The 17060-nt window shown below is 66.6% G+C and carries 15 protein-coding genes; 11 read left to right on the top strand and 4 right to left on the bottom strand.

The window, feature by feature from the left end:
- Both ARC63_RS08685 and ARC63_RS08690 read left to right on the top strand, forming a co-directional pair.
- Positions 1–317 (top strand): pseudouridine synthase domain-containing protein (locus ARC63_RS08685; RefSeq protein WP_485112052.1); only part of this gene is annotated, 317 nt, incomplete at its 5' end.
- Between the two features lie 85 nt (positions 318–402).
- Positions 403–738, top strand: coding sequence for a hypothetical protein (locus ARC63_RS08690; protein ID WP_005412356.1), 336 nt, complete (start codon positions 403–405; stop codon positions 736–738).
- A gap of 118 nt (positions 739–856) precedes the next feature.
- Here the strand turns inward: ARC63_RS08690 and kbl are convergent, their stop codons facing one another.
- The gene (kbl, locus tag ARC63_RS08695) at positions 857–2065 is read right to left on the bottom strand and encodes a glycine C-acetyltransferase (protein ID WP_005408238.1); all 1209 of its coding nucleotides are present in this window, start codon (positions 2063–2065) and stop codon (positions 857–859) included.
- Between the two features lie 198 nt (positions 2066–2263).
- On the opposite strand from kbl, the gene ARC63_RS08700 reads away from it, so the two are divergent.
- Positions 2264–2959 (top strand): TorF family putative porin, encoded by a 696-nt coding sequence (locus ARC63_RS08700; RefSeq protein ID WP_010483951.1) that lies wholly within the window; start codon positions 2264–2266, stop codon positions 2957–2959.
- A 185-nt stretch (positions 2960–3144) separates the two neighbouring features.
- On the opposite strand, the gene tdh is transcribed toward ARC63_RS08700, so the two are convergent.
- On the bottom strand, positions 3145–4167 hold the full coding sequence (gene tdh, locus ARC63_RS08705) for an L-threonine 3-dehydrogenase (RefSeq protein ID WP_010483949.1): 1023 nt from the start codon (positions 4165–4167) through the stop codon (positions 3145–3147).
- 418 nt (positions 4168–4585) lie between these two features.
- Between tdh and ARC63_RS08710 the strand changes: the two genes are divergently transcribed.
- From ARC63_RS08710 to ARC63_RS08740, 7 genes are all read left to right on the top strand, one after another.
- Positions 4586–6748, top strand: coding sequence for a S46 family peptidase (locus tag ARC63_RS08710; RefSeq protein ID WP_057503047.1), 2163 nt, complete (start codon positions 4586–4588; stop codon positions 6746–6748).
- A gap of 199 nt (positions 6749–6947) precedes the next feature.
- Positions 6948–7592, top strand: coding sequence for a histidine phosphatase family protein (locus ARC63_RS08715; protein ID WP_010483945.1), 645 nt, complete (start codon positions 6948–6950; stop codon positions 7590–7592).
- A gap of 41 nt (positions 7593–7633) precedes the next feature.
- A complete protein-coding gene (gene folC, locus ARC63_RS08720; protein ID WP_010483943.1) occupies positions 7634–8905 on the top strand; it encodes a bifunctional tetrahydrofolate synthase/dihydrofolate synthase in 1272 nt (423 codons plus the stop codon).
- A gap of 81 nt (positions 8906–8986) precedes the next feature.
- Entirely contained in the window at positions 8987–10015 is a 1029-nt protein-coding gene (locus ARC63_RS08725) for an SPOR domain-containing protein (RefSeq protein WP_057503048.1), read from the top strand.
- A 46-nt stretch (positions 10016–10061) separates the two neighbouring features.
- Positions 10062–10841 (top strand): CvpA family protein, encoded by a 780-nt coding sequence (locus ARC63_RS08730; protein WP_057503049.1) that lies wholly within the window; start codon positions 10062–10064, stop codon positions 10839–10841.
- A gap of 30 nt (positions 10842–10871) precedes the next feature.
- Entirely contained in the window at positions 10872–12338 is a 1467-nt protein-coding gene (gene purF, locus ARC63_RS08735; RefSeq protein WP_010483938.1) for an amidophosphoribosyltransferase, read from the top strand.
- A gap of 9 nt (positions 12339–12347) precedes the next feature.
- Positions 12348–13172, top strand: a complete 825-nt coding sequence (locus ARC63_RS08740) for a ferritin-like domain-containing protein (RefSeq protein WP_049412624.1) — start codon at positions 12348–12350, stop codon at positions 13170–13172.
- Between the two features lie 69 nt (positions 13173–13241).
- Here ARC63_RS08740 and ARC63_RS08745 read toward each other — a convergent pair whose 3' ends face one another.
- Positions 13242–14699, bottom strand: coding sequence for a DUF2235 domain-containing protein (locus ARC63_RS08745; protein WP_057503050.1), 1458 nt, complete (start codon positions 14697–14699; stop codon positions 13242–13244).
- A gap of 225 nt (positions 14700–14924) precedes the next feature.
- On the opposite strand from ARC63_RS08745, the gene ARC63_RS08750 reads away from it, so the two are divergent.
- The gene (locus tag ARC63_RS08750) at positions 14925–16178 is read left to right on the top strand and encodes a zinc-dependent metalloprotease (RefSeq protein ID WP_010483932.1); all 1254 of its coding nucleotides are present in this window, start codon (positions 14925–14927) and stop codon (positions 16176–16178) included.
- 87 nt (positions 16179–16265) lie between these two features.
- Here the strand turns inward: ARC63_RS08750 and lpxH are convergent, their stop codons facing one another.
- A complete protein-coding gene (gene lpxH / locus ARC63_RS08755) occupies positions 16266–17012 on the bottom strand; it encodes a UDP-2,3-diacylglucosamine diphosphatase (RefSeq protein ID WP_057503051.1) in 747 nt (248 codons plus the stop codon).
- Between the last annotated feature and the right edge of the window lie 48 nt (positions 17013–17060).

Raw genomic sequence — 17060 nt, forward strand, 5'->3', positions numbered from 1 at the left:
ACGTGCAGGTGGACCGCCTGCCCGACGAGGACACCCTGGCTGCGCTGCGCGCCGGTGTCGAGGACGAAGGCGAGTTCCTCCTCGCCCAGGCCGTGCGCGTGCTGCGCAGCGGCGACAAGACCGCGTGGCTGGAGGTGGTCCTCGACGAGGGCCGCAACCGCCACATCCGCCGCCTGTTGGCGGCCTTCGACCTGCAGGTACTGCGCCTGGTCCGGGTTGCGATCGGCGGGCTGCAGCTCGGCGATCTCGGCAAGGGGCAATGGCGGCTACTTGAGGTCAGTGACCAGCAGCGGCTGGGGGCCGCTGCACCGGGCTGATCATCGCCCGCGGCCGGCGGTTGCCGGCCACCGTTCCAGGCGTAGGGGGCGCTTGGTTGCTGAATTTCCCGAACGGAGCCTGCCCATGTACCACCCGACCCTCAACCAAACCCTGCGCTGCGCAGGCCTGCTGCTGCCGATGGTGCTGCTGACCGCCTGTGGTGGCCACAAGAAGGTGGCCAAGGCGGAAACGCCGGCTGAAACACCGGTGGTGGAAGTGAAGACCCCGGAGCTGGATGGCCGCGGCAGCTACCGCTTCCTGATGAGCAACGGCGACAAGAAGATGACCGCCGATGAGTTCGATGCCTGGATGAAGGCCAACGGCATCCGCGTTGCCAAGGGCAACGGCCAGGATGCTGCCGCCAAGCCGGTGGTGGTGGCCAGCAAGGACGAGCCGAAGGGCAAGAAGAAAAAGAAATGACGCGCGTCGCGCGTCATTTCGGTAGCGCCGGGCCGTGCCCGGCGAGCGCATAGCGCGGCTATCGGGAAACCGCCGGGCATGGCCCGGCGCTACCCGTGGGGATCCGACCCCGGGGCGATCAGCCCTTGATCACGCCCAGCTCGACACCGATGCGGGTGAACGCATCGATCGCGCGGTCCAGATGCTCACGGCTGTGCGCGGCGCTGATCTGGGTGCGGATGCGCGCCTGGCCCTTGGGCACCACCGGGAAGAAGAAACCGATCGCGTAGATGCCTTCTTCGAGCAGGCGCTCGGCGAACTTCTGCGCCAGCGGTGCGTCGTACAGCATCACCGGGCTGATCGGGTGCACGCCCGGCTTCACGTCGAAACCGGCGGCGACCATCTTTTCGCGGAAGTAGCGGGTGTTCTCCACCAGGGTGTCGCGCAGGTCGTCAGCGGCGGCCAGCATCTCGAACGCCTTGATGCCGGCGGCAACCACATGCGGCGGCAGCGAGTTGGAGAACAGGTAGGGCCGCGAACGCTGGCGCAGCAGCTCGATCACCTCGGCGCTGGCGCAGGTGAAGCCGCCCAGTGCGCCGCCCATGGCCTTGCCCAGGGTGCCGGTGATGATGTCGATCTTCTCCAGCACGCCCTTGACCTCGGCCGAACCGCGGCCGGTGGCACCGAGGAAGCCGGTGGCGTGGCACTCATCGATGTGCACCAGCGCGTTGTACTTCTTCGCCAGCGCGGTGATTTCGTCCAGCGGCGCGATGAAGCCGTCCATCGAGAACACGCCGTCGGTGGTGATCAGCTTGGTCTTGCAGCCGGCGGCATCGGCGGCCTGCAGCTGCGCTTCCAGGTCGGCCATGTCGCAGTTGGCGTAGCGGAAGCGCTTGGCCTTGCACAGGCGCACGCCGTCGATGATCGAAGCATGGTTCAGCGCATCGGAAATGATCGCGTCGTTCTCGCCGAGCAGCGGTTCGAACAGGCCGCCGTTGGCGTCGAAGCAGGCCGCATACAAGATGGTGTCCTGCTTGCCGAAGAAGTCGGCGATCTGCTTCTCCAGCTGCTTGTGCAGGTCCTGGGTACCGCAGATGAAGCGCACCGAGGCCATGCCGAAGCCGTGGGTATCCAGCGCATCCTTGGCGGCCTGGATCAGGTCCGGATGGTCGGCCAGGCCGAGGTAGTTGTTGGCACAGAAGTTCAGCACCTTGCGGCCGTCCTCGAGGGTGATCTCGGCCGACTGCGGGCTGGTGATGATCCGTTCGGACTTGAACAGGCCCTGGGCGCGGATGGCGTCCAGTTCCTCGGCGTAGTGGCGGGTCAGGGCGGAGGAGGCGTCGGTCATGGCGTGGGCACGGCTCAGCACGGGGAAACCGCTGATTCTACCGGGCAACGATGGCCATCGACCGGGCCGGGCAGGGCACCGCCACGGGCGGCACATGTTGCATCGCAATAGCAAACGGGTTAAAAATTCGTGAACCGCGCCTGTCTGGCGCCGGTTGCCCGCTCCCCCTTCCCGCCCCCGCCACCCTCGGAGACGCCCATGAAGCACGCCCGTGCCTGCCTCGCCATTGCCGCTGCCCTGACCCTGGCCGCCCCGTTCGCCGCCAGCGCCCAGGAAAACGAATCGCCGTACAGCTGGAACGTCACCGCCGTTTCCGATTACCTGTTCCGTGGTGTGTCGCAGACCGACGAGGATCCGACCCTGCAGGCCGGTTTCACCTACACCAGCCCGGTTGGCCTGTATGCCGGCGTGTGGGGCTCGGGTGTGGACTTTGGTGCGGGTGACCCGAAGACCGAGGTCGATTACCTGATCGGCTACGGCGTGGATGTCACCGAGCGCGTGAACGTCGATGTGCTGTTGAACCGCTACACCTACCTGAAGTCCAGCCACCAGAACTACAACGAGCTGATCACCACCACCACGCTGGATGACACCTACAAGCTGACGGTGGCCTACACCAACGATGTCTGGAACAGCAGCACCGATGGCTGGTACTTCGGCCTGGGCGGCAGCTGGGGCCTGCCGAAGGACTTCACCCTGAATGCCAACGTCGGTCGCAGCACCTTCGAGGACGGCATCGCCAAGGACTACACCGACTGGAACGTCGGCGTCGCGCGCCAGTTCGGCCTGTTCAACGTCGGTCTGGGCTACTACGGCACCGATGGCAACGGCCGTGACAACTCCGGCAAGCTGGCCCACAGCCGGGTGATGCTGAGCGTGGCCGTCGGCAAGTAACGCCGCAGGCGTTACGGTAGGTGCCAGGCTTGCCTGGCACGCTTTACGAAAAAGGCGCCCATCGGGCGCCTTTTTCAGTTCCGCGGTGTTCTTGATCTCATCTGGGGAAGAGCCCCCTTGTTGTTCAAGGGGGCGCGCCAAAGGCGCGGGGATAAGGAAACATGCGGGGGAATTGACCCTTCGGGTCAATTCCAGCTCAACACGACCTTGCCGGCCTTGCCTTCTTCCATCAGGTCGAAGCCCTTCTGGAAATCGTCGATCGGCAGCTGGTGGGTCATCACCTTGCCGAGCGGGAAACCGGACAGCACCAGCTGGGTCATCTTGTACCAGGTCTCGTACATCTTGCGGCCGTAGATGCCCTGCACGGTCAGGCCCTTGAAGATGATCTTGTCCCAGTCGCAGCCGGCGCCCTTGGGCATGATGCCGAGCATGGCGATCTTGCCGCCGTGGTACATGCAGTCGAGCATGTCGTTGAACGCACGCGGGTTGCCGCTCATTTCCAGGCCCACGTCGAAGCCCTCCATGTGCAGTTCCTTCATCACGTCCTTCAGCGACTGGTTGGCCACGTTGACCACGCGGGTGGCGCCCATGTCGGCAGCCAGCTTCAGGCGGAAATCATTGACGTCGGTCACCACCACGTTGCGCGCACCGATGTGCTTGCAGATGCCGGCGGCGATGATCCCGATCGGGCCGGCACCGGTGATCAGCACGTCCTCGCCGATCACGTTGAACTCCAGCGCACAGTGCGCGGCGTTGCCGTACGGGTCGAAGAACGCAGCCAGCTCCGACGGGATCTGGTCCGGGATCGGCCACAGGTTGCTGGCCGGCATCACCATGTATTCGGCGAAGGCGCCGTTGACGTTGACGCCGATGCCGACGGTGTTGGGGCACAGGTGCGGGCGGCCGCCACGGCAGTTGCGGCAGTGGCCGCAGACGATGTGACCTTCGGCGGAGACGCGCTGGCCGATTTCATAGCCGGTCACGGCCGAGCCGAGTGCGGCGACGCGACCGACGAATTCGTGGCCGATGGTCAGGCCCGGCTTGATGGTGCGCTGGCTCCACTCGTCCCACAGGTAGATGTGCAGGTCGGTACCGCAGATCGCGGTCTTCTCCAGCTTGATCAGGACCTCGTTCGGGCCCGGGGTCGGAACCGGAACTTCTTCCAGCCAGATGCCCTTGGCCGCTTCGCGCTTGACCAGGGCCTTCATCGTTTGCTGCGCCATCGAGGTGGAACTCATCAGGGGGAAAGCGCGGATTATAGGGTGCCGCACGGATTTCCCATGTTGCGCTGCGGGTGCAGTGGTGGAACGAAAGGCGTGCGCCGGCGGGCGTTTCGAACGTGGCCGCTGCACTCGCCGGGCATGGCCCGGCGCTACCGTCCGAGGCCAGGCAATTGTCGGGAGACGGGAGGCCAGGCCGATGCAGGACCGTGAGCGCCATGGATGGCGCGATCGAGCCCCCATGGATGGGTTTACGGCGTGTCCTGCATCGGCCTGGTCTCCCGCCTCCGTCCGATCGCAGTGGAGACGCTGAACGATGGAAGCATCCGATTGCATGACTTCCGGGGTTCGGGCCGGGGCAGGGCGGCGGGCTACAATCGAAGGTTCCACTACCAGGGGCCGCTCCATGCGCTCGAACCTGCTTGCATTCTCCATCGTCGCCAGCCTCGGGCTGGCCCAGGTCGCCCATGCCGCTGAAGGCATGTGGGTGCCGCAGCAGCTGCCGGAAATCGCCGGCCCGCTGCAGAAGGCCGGCCTGAAGCTGTCCCCGGAACAGCTGGCCAACCTGACCGGCGACCCGATGGGTGCGGTCGTCGCCCTCGGCGGCTGCACCGCCAGCTTCGTTTCGCCGCAGGGCCTGGTGGTTACCAACCACCACTGCGCTTATGGCGCCATCCAGCTGAATTCGACCGCGCAGAAGAACCTGATCAAGGACGGCTTCAACGCGCCGACTCTGAAGGACGAACTGAGCGCCGGCCCGAACGCCCGCGTGTTCGTGCTCGACCAGATCACCGACGTCACCACCCAGGCCAAGGCCGCCATCGCTGCCGCCGGCAACGACCCGCTGGCCCGCAGCCGCGCGCTGGACGCCTTCGACAAGGCCCAGGTCGCGGCCTGTGAAGCCGATGCCGGCTTCCGCTGCCGCCTGTACAGCTTCTCCGGCGGCAACACCTACCGCCTGTTCCGCAACATGGAAATCAAGGACGTGCGCCTGGTCTACGCGCCCCCGGGCAGCGTCGGCAAGTTCGGCGGCGACGTCGACAACTGGATGTGGCCGCGCCACACCGGCGATTTCTCGTTCTACCGCGCCTACGTGGGCAAGGACGGCAAGCCGGCCGCCTTCGCCGCCGACAACGTGCCGTACCAGCCCAAGCACTTCCTGAAGTTCGCCGACCAGCCGCTGGGCGCCGACGACTTCGTGATGGTGGCTGGCTACCCGGGCCGTACCAACCGCTATGCACTGGCCGGTGAGTTCAACGAAACCGCCAGCTTCACCTACCCGACCATCGCCAAGCACTACAACGCGGTGCTGAAGATGATCGCCGACGCCGGCAAGGCCGACGCCGACGTCAAGGTGAAGTACGCCGCCACCGCCGCCAGCATGAACAACGTGGCCAAGAACTACCTGGGCCAGCTGGAAGGCTTCAAGCGCATCGACGCCGCTGGTCAGAAGCAGGCTGAAGAAGCCGCCGTGCTGGCGTGGCTGAAGAAGCAGGGCGCTGCCGGCAAGCCGGCGCTGGCCGCACACGCGCAGCTGCTCAAGCATCTGGATACCAGCAAGTCGACCCGCGAACGCGACCTGTTCGTCGGTCAGTTCAACAACACCTCGGCCGTTGGCGCAGCGATCACCCTGTACCGCCTGTCGATCGAGCGCAGCAAGCCGGATGCCGAGCGCGAAGCCGGTTACCAGGAACGCGACCTGACCACCATCGAAGGTGGCCTCAAGCAGATGGACCGCCGCTACGTGGCGAAGATGGACCAGCAGCTGCAGGCCTACTGGCTGGAGCAGTACGTGGCCCTGCCCGCTGCGCAGCGCGACAATGAAGTGCTGAACAAGTGGCTGGCCGGCAGCGATGCGGCTGCGGTGAAGTCGCTGGTGGCCAAGCTGGGCGGCACCGGACTGGGCAGCCTGGACACCCGCCTGAAGTGGTTCAAGGCCGACCGTGCCGCATTTGAAGCCAGCAGCGATCCGGCCATCCAGTACGCCGTGGCCGTCATGCCGGCACTGCTGAAGCAGGAAGAGCAGAAGAAGATCCGCGAAGGCGAATCGCTGACCGCCCGCCCGCTGTACCTGCAGGCCGTGGCCGACTACAAGAAGAGCCAGGGTGAGTTCGTCTACCCGGACGCCAACCTGTCGCTGCGCATCACCTTCGGCAACGTCATGGGCTATGGCAAGGACGGCGTGAAGTACACCCCGTTCACCACCCTGGAAGGCGTAGCGGCAAAGGAAACCGGCGAAGATCCGTTCGATTCGCCGAAGGCGCTGCTCGATGCCGTCAAGGCCAAGCGTTACGGCGGCCTGGAAGACAAGCGCATTGGTTCGGTGCCGGTGAACTTCCTGTCCAACCTGGACATCACCGGCGGCAACTCGGGCTCGCCGGTGCTGGACGCCAACGGCAAGCTGGTCGGTCTGGCATTCGACGGCAACTGGGAATCGGTCAGCTCCAACTGGGTGTTCGATCCGGTGATGACCCGCATGATCGCCGTCGACAGCCGCTACATGCAGTGGATCATGCAGGAAGTGGCGCCGGCGCCGCAGCTGCTGAAGGAACTGAACCTGGCGAAATAAACCGGTTGCGGTAGTGCCGGCCGCTGGCCGGCAACCTCGACCAGATAGCCGGAGTTCCAAAACCCCGCGACCCACGTCGCGGGGTTTTTTCATGCCCGGCCCGGCCCGGTGCGCCGAACAGGTATCATCCCTGTTCCGCGCACTTCACAGGATGTGAACGAAACGCGGAAACCTCCTCCCCCCAGGACTCCTTGCACGCATGCGCATCCTGCTTGCCCGCCACGGCGAAACGCCGTGGAACGCCGAAGGCCGCTACCAGGGCCAGATCGATATTCCGCTTTCGCCGATCGGCGAAGCCCAGGCCCAGGCGCTTGGCGCCCGCTTGGCCTCGGTGGACATCACCCGTGCCGTTGCCTCGCCGCTGTCGCGCGCGCAGCGCACCGCGCAGCTGGCGCTTGGCGCCGCCCGCGCCGACATGCTGCTGACCGAGCCGGAGCTGCAGGAAATCGCCCACGGCGAATGGGAAGGCCTGCTGGCCAGCGAAATCAACGAAAAGGATCCGTCGCGCCTGCAGGCCTGGCGCGAGGAACCGGATACCGTGCTGATGCCCGGCGGCGAATCGCTGCGCCTGGTGCTGGAACGCAGCTGGCGTGGCCTGGCCCGTGCCACCGAAGGCCTCGGCGAGCACGACACCCTGCTGGTGGTCGCGCATGACGCGGTCAACCGCGTGATTCTGTGCAAGGTGCTGGGCCTGCCGATCTCCCGCCTGTGGACCTTCCGCCAGGCACCGACCACGCTCAACCTGCTCGAGGGCGCCGACCTGGACAGCCTGGAAGTGGTGCGCCTGAACGACTGCGCCCACCACACGCCGTTCTTCGGCGAAGCCAAGCACCGCGCACTCTGACCCGCCACACCGAACCACCTGTACCTGCTGGAAGCACTGCCGTGACGAACACCCCGACCACCCTGGCCGATTGGCTGGATTACATTGAACGCCAGCACCCGGCGACCATCGACATGGGCCTGGAGCGCGTGCGCACCGTGGCCACGGCGATGGGGCTTGGCGCGCCGGCCGGGCGCACCATCGTGGTCGGTGGCACCAACGGCAAGGGCTCCACGGTGGCCTTCATCGAGGCCATCGGCCGTGCTGCTGGTTGGAAGGTCGGCGCCTACACGTCACCGCATCTGCTGCGCTACAACGAGCGTGTGCGCATCGACGGGCAGGATGTGGACGATGCAGCGCTGGTCGCTGCGTTCAACGCCATCGAGGCCGCGCGGGGCGAGACCACGCTGACCTATTTCGAGTATGGCACGCTGGCCGCGCTGCAGTTGTTCACCGACGCCGGGCTGGATCTGGCGGTACTGGAAGTGGGTCTGGGTGGCCGCCTTGATGCGGTCAACATCGTCGATGCCGACGTGGCGGTGATCACCACCGTGGACATCGACCATGCCGAGTGGCTGGGCGAGGACCGCGAAGCGATCGGCACCGAGAAGGCCGGCATCATCCGTGGCTGGAAGCCGGTGATTCTGGGCGAGACCGATCCGCCGTCCAGCGTGCTCGCACGTGCCTATCTGGTGGGTGCCAACGCGATCCGGGGCGGCAGCGATTATTTCTACGAACCGATCGATGCACAGCGCTGGCGCTGGCGTGATGTCGGCCTGCGCATGGAGCTGCCGACCCCGGCGCTGGCCGGCCCGATCCAGCTGGCCAATGCCGGTGCCGCCATCGCCGCCCTGCGCGCGCTGGACAAGCCGGTGCCGCGTGCGGCGTGGGCCGCCGGGATCGCGGCGGCGCGCATTTCCGGCCGCATGCAGGCATTCGAGCGGGATGGCGTGCAGATCCGTGTGGACGTGGGCCACAACCCACAGGCAGCGGGCCAGCTGGCGCGTGCGCTGAAGGCCGAGGTCTCGGCCGGGCGCACCCTGGCGGTGTACGCCGCGCTGCAGGACAAGGACGCGGTGGGCGTGGTGCAGGCGCTGCAGGATGTGGTGGGCGAGTGGACTCTGGCCGGGCTGGATGGCCCGCGTGGGCAGAGCGCCACCCAGCTGCAGGAGCGCCTGGCTGGCACGGCTGCGGCCAAGGCGCCGCTGGCCGACAGCGTCGAACAGGCACTGGCGCAGGTGCTGGCCCAGGCCGAGCGCGGCGACCGCGTGCTGGTGTTCGGCTCCTTCCATACCGCCGCGGCTGCCCTGCAGATGCTGCAGGGCGATGCCTGATCCGCGTTCAGCCAACGCCGACGCCGTCCGGTCCGGCACCCGTATAATCGACGGCAACCTCCGGACAGTTGCCTGCCTCACGTGGATACGCCTCTGAAACAGCGTCTGATTGGTGCCATCGTGCTGGTGGCGCTGGCCGTGATTTTCCTGCCGATGCTGGTCAAGGGACCGGCACCGGACAGCGGTGTGGCCAATGTGCCGATCGCCGCGCCGGATGCACCGGCCGATGGCCAGTTCGAAACCCGTGAGCTGCCCCTGGTCGCCCCGGCCGGTGGCGCCACCGGCCTGCAGACCGGACAGGCCAAGCCGCTGCAGGATGCCGCCACGCCGGCCACGCCGCCGACCGTGGACACGTCGCCGACGGTTGCCGCCGGCAACTATGCGGTCACCTTCGGTGCCTACGGCAGCAAGGCCGATGCCGATGCCGTGATCGCCTACCTGAAGCGCTCGCAGCTGCCGGGCTTCACTGAAACCGCCACCATCGGCGGCCGTCAGGCATGGCGTGTGCGGGTCGGGCCGTATGCCGACCGCGCCCAGGCCGAGGCGGCCCGCCTGCAGGCGGTGAAGATCCGCGCGGATGTGAAGGCCGAAGTGATCACTCTGGACGCGGCGGCCGGCAGCAGTGCCCCGGTCGCGGCCACTCCGGCATCGGCTACGCCGAGCGCCAGCACTCCGTCCGCAGCCACTGCGCCGTCGGCCAGCAGCAACCCGGTCCGCAGCGAAAGCCTTCCGCCGAGTACGCCGACCGCAACGACCACCCCGGCCGCCAGGCCGGAACCGCCGAAGCCGGCGCCGAAGCCCGAGCCGAAGCCGGAGGCCACCGCCAGCAAGCCGGCGACGGCGCCGACCACGCCGGCGGCACCGGCTGCCAGCGGCGTCGGCTTTGCCGTGCAGCTGGGCGCGTTCGGTCAGGCCAACGATGCCAATGCCCTGCGCGACAAGGTCCGCGTCGCCGGTTTCAGCGCGTTCGTTGAACAGGTGCGCACGGACAAGGGCACCCTGCATCGCGTCCGCGTCGGGCCGGTGGCCAACCGCGCCGATGCCGAGCAGCTGAAGGCGCAGGTCGCCGCCAAGGTCGGCGTGGCCGGCATGGTGCGACCGCACCCATGACCCACGCGCAGCCCCGTTGCCAGCGCCGCCGAAGGAGCGGGGCGCCATGATCGACGTTGTGCTGCTGATCGTGATCGCCGCCTCCACCTTGCTGGGGATGCTGCGCGGCTTTGTGGGAATCGTCATCGGCACCCTGTCGTGGCTGCTGGCCGCGTGGGCGGCCTTCGCCTTCGGCAATGATGCCGCCCATTGGTGGGCCGCCCCGGCGGCCCCCGGTGGCGAACACTTCGTCGGTGGCTACCTGGGGGTCGGCATCGGCGTGATGATCGTGGTCGCGGTGATCGGCATGGTCATCAAGGCCCTGGTCCACCGCAGCATGCTGACCAGCCTGGACCGCCTGCTGGGCGGGGTGCTGGGCACGGTGCGGGGCGGCCTGATCGCCGCGATCCTGCTGCTGCTGGGCAGTTTCACCCCGCTGACCGCCGAGCCTTCCTGGCAGCGTTCGGCGGTGCGCCCACTGCTGAACCCCACCGTTGCCTGGATGAACAGCAAGCTGCCGCACTGGGAGGTTCCCGGCGCCGATCTGCTGCCCAAGGGCTTGCCCACCGACGCCCTGTCCCCATCTGCATTGATGGACTTGGGGAAGAACGCAGGCGCCGGGTTGGGAAAGCCGGGCGCGGCAGGCGATAATGGCATCCTCAACCAGGTAGTGGCAGGCAGCGGATGGCTGCGGCCTGCGAAAGCGGAACAGGGCGATTCCTACGATCCGGCCGAAGTGCGTCCGGACGCCCCAGCACTGCCGGACAGTATCGAGCCGGGCGATCCGGCCAATGTCGACCGCGCGCGCGGCGACCACCGCGGCCAGGTACGGCCACCTTCCTTGTAACTGGGCAAAGCCCAGCGGAGACCTCGCACCATGTGTGGCATCGTCGGAATCGTCGGCAACCAGAACGTCGCCGGGCAGTTGTATGACGGCTTGACCGTCCTCCAGCATCGCGGCCAGGACGCAGCAGGCATCGCCACCGTCAATGGCAGCCGCCTGCGGGTGCAGAAGGCCACCGGCCTGGTCCGCGATGTGTTCGATGCCCGCACCATGTCCACCCTGGAAGGCAGCGTCGGCATCGCTCATGTGCGCTACCCGACCGCCGGTTCGGAAGGCATGGACGAGGCACAGCCGTTCTACGTCAACTCGCCGTACGGCATCGCGCTGGCCCACAACGGCAACCTGATCAACACCGAGGCGCTGCGCCAGCAGGTGTTCGAACAGGACCGGCGCAACGTCAACACCGATTCGGACAGCGAAGTGCTGTTGAACGTGTTCGCCTACGAACTGGAGCAGCAGCGCCAGCTCAGCCCGGAAGCGGCCATCCGTGCCGTGGCTGGCGTGCACCGCCGCTGCAAGGGCGGCTATGCGGTGGTCAGCGTGGTGCTGGGCCTGGGCCTGGTCGCCTTCCGTGACCCGCATGGTATCCGCCCGCTGGTGCTGGGCAAGCGCAGCCACGCCGAGGGTGATGAGTACATCGTGGCGTCCGAATCGGCCGCGCTGGACGTGCTGGGCTTCCAGCGCGTGCGTGACGTGCAGCCGGGCGAAGCGCTGGTGATCACCGCGCGTGGCGAGCTGTTCTCGGAGATCTGCGCCGAGCCGGCCGAGCACACCCCGTGCATCTTCGAGTACGTGTACTTCGCACGCCCGGATTCGATGATCGACAACGTGTCGGTGCACAAGGCGCGCATGCGCATGGGCATCAAGCTGGGCGAGAAGATCCTGCGCCTGCGCCCGGACCACGACATCGACACCATCATCCCGATCCCGGACACCTCGCGCGACGCCGCGCTGGAGATCTCCAACGTACTCGGGGTGAAGTACCGCGAAGGCTTCATCAAGAACCGCTACATCGGCCGCACCTTCATCATGCCGGGGCAGGGCGAGCGCGTGAAGTCGGTGCGCCGCAAGCTCAATCCGATCCACCTGGAATTCCGCAACCGCGTGGTGCTGCTGGTGGACGACTCGATCGTGCGTGGCACCACCAGCCAGCAGATCGTGCAGATGGCCCGTGATGCAGGCGCACGCAAGGTCTACCTGGCCAGTGCTGCGCCGCCGGTGCGCTACCCGAACATCTACGGCATCGACATGCCGGCCGCCGAAGAGCTGGTCGCGCACAACCGCAGCGTGGAAGAGATCGAAGCGCACCTGGGCTGCGACTGGCTGATCTACCAGGATCTGGAAGACATGGAAGCGGCGGTAAGCGAGGGTAATCCGGCGCTGCGCAACTTCGATTCGTCCTGCTTCAACGGCCACTACCCGACCGGTATCGAGCCGGGCTACTTCGAGCGCATCCAGCAGCTGCGTTCGGACGATGCCAAGCACAAGCGCCGCGCCTGAGGTCCAGGCGTGGTTGACGTGCCCGACGTTGGTGGTGACCTGCTGCGTGCGGCGCAGCAGTGCCTGGCCGAAGCCGACCCGCTGCGCAAGGTCGCGCTGACCCAGGCGTACGCCGCCGCGTTCCGTGCCGGTCGCCTGAGAGTGGCCGCCGATGCGCCGCCGCCGGAACCGATCCGCATGCCCGGCCGGCCGGCGCAACTGGTGCTGGTGCATCCGCGCGAGGTACCGCGGCGCGGACTGGGCGGCGTGGAAGGGCGGGCCGCCTTCATCCACGCCATCGCCCATATCGAACTCAACGCGATCGACCTGGCCTGGGATGCGGTGTACCGCTTCCGCGGCCTGCCGCCGGCGTTCCATGCCGACTGGGTCAGCTGTGCCGACGACGAATCGCGGCACTTCATGTTGCTGCGCGAACGCCTGCAGGTGCATGGCCACGACTATGCCGATTTCCCCGCGCACAACGGCCTGTGGGAAATGTGCGAAAAGACCGCGCATGACGGCCTGGCACGCATGGCGCTGGTGCCGCGCGTGCTGGAAGCGCGCGGCCTGGACGTCACCCCGGGCATGATCGAGAAGCTGCGCAATGTCGGCGATGGCGAGACCGCCGACGTACTGGAAGTGATCCTGCGCGAGGAAGTGGCGCACGTCGCTGCCGGCTCGCGCTGGTACCGCTGGTACTGCGACCGCGCCGATGTCGAACCGCGCGCACGTTTCAAGGAACTGCTGGTGGAGTACGCCGGCGGCTACCTGCACGGGCCGTTCAACATCGAAGCGCGCCTGCTGGCTGGTTTTGATGCGGATGAGCTCGCCAACCTGGTCGAGCAGGCCGGTTGAGAAGAAGGGGACGGAGGGGATCAAGTCGTTAATGCCACAAACGACTTGATCCCCTCCGTCCCCTTTTTCTTATGCATTCGGCAACACCACGCGCTTGCCGTCCACGGTCGGCCGGTTGATGTAGAACAGGCCGGGACCCGGCCGGTACGGCAGTTCGCTGACGCCGGCATCGGCGGCGTAGGTCAGTGCGGTGTCGCCCAGTGCATCGAAGTTCCAGTGCGCTGACTGCATCAGGTAGCGCCGCCGCAGCAGCGCCTCCTGTGTCTGCGTCAGCGGCTGTCCGGCCACCAGGCGGCGTGCGATCGGCTGCAGGGCGGATGGCAGCTCCCAGCCGGGAACTCCGGCCGCATTGGCGGTCCATCGCACGCCGGCATCGATGGCCTGCTGCTGCATCACCTGCAGTGCGATCAGTTGATAACGCCAGTCGATGCGCCGACGCAGCACCACCGCGGCAGTCACATACAGCACCGGTGACAGCAGCACGCTGCGGCTGCCGGCGCGACGCTGCTGCTGCCACTGGTGCCAGACATCCACCCAGATCTCTTTTTCCCCAACGCCCAGCTGCTGCCGCCAGCGTTCGGCATCGGCCTGTGTTTCAGCGTAGGCCGTGGTGGCCTGCAGCAACGCCAATGGTGGGACCTGGTAGTCGGCAACCGCTGGGCGGCGCAACTGTTGCCGGCGCGGTCGGCTGAGCAGCTTGGGGCCTTCCTCCAGCTGGTTGTAGCCACCACCGATGTTGGCATGCACACCGGGCAGGGCGATCTCGGCGAATGGCGGCGCCACGCTGGTCAGCGGATAGTGCTGGCGGTGTTCATCGCGTGCAGTGAGCTGCACGACGCGACCGGCGATGCCGCTGTGCAGGGCCAGCTGCGGCTGCTCATCGGCGCGGCCGCCATTGACTGCGACCACGATGTCGAACAGTCCGATGAAGCGCAGCACCGGTGTGGCGGGGGCGAAGTTCGCAGTGCAGGACAGGCCGGCGCCCTGCAGCAGCTGGCGCCAGCGCACGCTGTCCCAGCCCTGCAGCTGGTTGGCGATATCACGTGCCGCGGCAGCGCCGCGCGAATAGCCGAACAGATCCAGCTGCACGCCACGCAACGGTCGCTGCCAGCGCGCGGACAGCTCGGCCAGTGCCGCCGGCAGCAGCACCTGCAGCGCGCGCTGCACTTTCGCACGAACGCCACTGGCACCGATACCGAAGGCCAGTCCGATCAGATCATCATCGGCATCATCGCGGGTGCCCACGCCCTCCACATAGATCGACAACGAAGGTGCGCCCATCGCATTGCGGCGGCTGTCCGGATACAGCTGCTGCAGGCGCGCGATGTTGGTCAGGCCGTTGTCGTAGCTGCTGGTCAGCCGGCTCTGGTAGGTCGAATCATCATCCGCGCGCAGCTGCGCCGGACGTGGCTGCGGAACCTGTGGGCGACCGCGTGCCAGGTTGTGTGCGTTGTTGCGGGTGCCATCGAAGAACAGGCCAATCCGCAGCATGCCGACATCTTCATCCGTGTCCTGCGATGGTGCCATGTGCATGTCCCGTCGTGACTGCGTCACGGTAGCGCGAAAGCGGTGTATTGACGAAGTGTAGTGACGCTTTTGACCTTACTTAACGCAGATGCGGTCGATCACAGTTCCTGATTTTCATTCCCATCTTCTATTGAATTCACACGACCCGCGCAGGCCATATGGCCAGACCCGGCAAACCCGGGCGTGCTGCATCAACGCTGTTCACATCATTCAAGGAGCGACGCAATGTTGTCCAGATCGATTGGCAAAGCGGCAGGTGGCCTGGTGTTGGGTTTGTCGGTGGCAGCGGCCGCGCATGCGGCACCGTTGTTCGAGCCGGTGACGGTCATCAGCCGGGCATCGGCAAACAGTGAGCCCGCGCTGGGCAAGCTGCTGGCCACCCCGTCCACCGCGACGGTACAGGAAGTGCGTGTCGACGCTGCTGCCACCGCGCAGCCGCAACTGGAGTTCGAACTGCTTGGCCAGCGCGTGCAGGCGGTGCGCAGCAAGGTGGAAGCCCTGCCCGATGGCGGCAGCATCTGGTACGGCCAGTTGCGTTCGCCGTCCGATCGGCTGACTGCCGCCACTTCGAACGGTCAGGATGATCCTGGCAATTCAGTGATCCTGGTGCGTTCGGGCAACACCCTCACCGGCTCGATCCGCAAGGACGGCAAGCTTTACCGGCTGCGTCCGCTGGGCAACCGCCATGTACTGGTGGAAGTGGATGAATCGCGGATGCCGGCCGATCATCCGGCCGACTACAACCAGCTGCCGAAAATCCCGATGGGCAACAATGACCGCATCGGCATCGCGCAGGCCTCGTCCGGCACCCCGGCCACCATCCGCGTGCTGGTGGTGGCGACCAATGCAGCGGTAACGGCCTATGGCGGCAACATGCAGTCGCTGGTGCAGCTGGCGGTGGCCGAATCCAACCAGGGTTACGTCAACAGCAACGTTGGCATCACCCTGCAGCTGGCCGGCTATGAAACCACCAACTACACCGAGTCCGGCAACTTCACCACCGACCTGACCCGCTTCCGCAACACCAGCGACGGCTACATGGACAGCATCCACACCAGCCGCAACAACACCGCGGCCGATGTCGGCGTCCTGCTGATCAACAACACGAGCTACTGCGGGTTGGCCTCGGGCATCGGCTCGACGGCATCGACGGCCTTCGCGGCGGTGTACTGGGATTGCGCGACCGGCTACTACTCCTTCGCACATGAGATCGGCCATCTGCAGAGTGCGCGGCACGATATCGCCAGTGATCCCAGCACGTCGCCCTATGCCTATGGGCACGGCTATCGCTACGAGCCGTCCTCCGGTTCGCGCTGGCGCACGATCATGGCCTATGACTGCTCGGCCGGTTGCCCGCGCCTGAACTACTGGTCCAACCCGAACATCAGCTACAACGGCATCCCGATGGGCAATGCCAGTACCGCCGACAACCAGCGCGTGCTGGTCAATACCAAGGCCACCATCGCGGCCTTCCGCTGAAGCCAGTCGCCGACCGGGGTCGGCGTCTACCCGGGTGCGTGCACCTGCCCTGGTAGATGCCAACCTTGGTTGGCACCCTGCGATCCATCATTCGCGCGCGAGCGTATCCAGCGACCAGCCGCCGGCATCCACGCGCAGTACCGATCCCTGTTCGTACCAGTCACCCAGCACGATGCGGTTGCAGGTGCGGCCACCGGCCTGCAGCGTGTGCACCGCCGGGCGATGGGTGTGGCCGTGGATCATGGTGTCCACGCCATGGCGCACGAAGGTGGCATCGACTTCGGCCGGAGCCACATCGGTCACGGTCTCGAACTGCGCACGATCGTCCTGCTTCATTTCCGACTGGCGGGCCTGGCTGGCGTCGCGTGCCTTCTGCGCGAAGGCGATGCGTGCGGCCAGCGGCTGTGACAGGAACTGCGCCTGGAATGCCGGGTCGCGCGTCTGTGCACGGAACTGCTGGTAGGGGATGTCGTCCGTGCACAGCAGGTCACCGTGCTGCAGCAGCACCGGGCGACCGTACAGCTCGATCACGCACGGGTCGGGCAGGATGCGCAGGCCGGCACGGCGCGCATAGTCTTCGCCGAGCAGGAAGTCGCGGTTGCCGCGGATGAAATACACCGGCACGCCGCTGTCGGAGAGCACCTTCAGCGCGTCGGCCACTGCATCGGCGGCGGGCGAGGGCGTGTCGTCGCCGATCCAGGCTTCGAACAGGTCGCCGAGGATGTACAGCGCATCGGCGCCGGGCGCCTGTTCGCGCAGGAAGCGCAGGAACAGGTCGGTGATCTCCGGACGACTGGGGTCCAGGTGCAGGTCGGAAATGAACAGCGTGGTCATGCCTGCATTCTAGGCCATCAACGATGGCGGTAGCGCCGGGCCATGCGT

The sequence above is a fragment of the Stenotrophomonas geniculata ATCC 19374 = JCM 13324 genome, from assembly GCF_001431625.1.
In the GTDB taxonomy this organism is placed as follows: Bacteria; Pseudomonadota; Gammaproteobacteria; order Xanthomonadales; family Xanthomonadaceae; genus Stenotrophomonas; species Stenotrophomonas geniculata.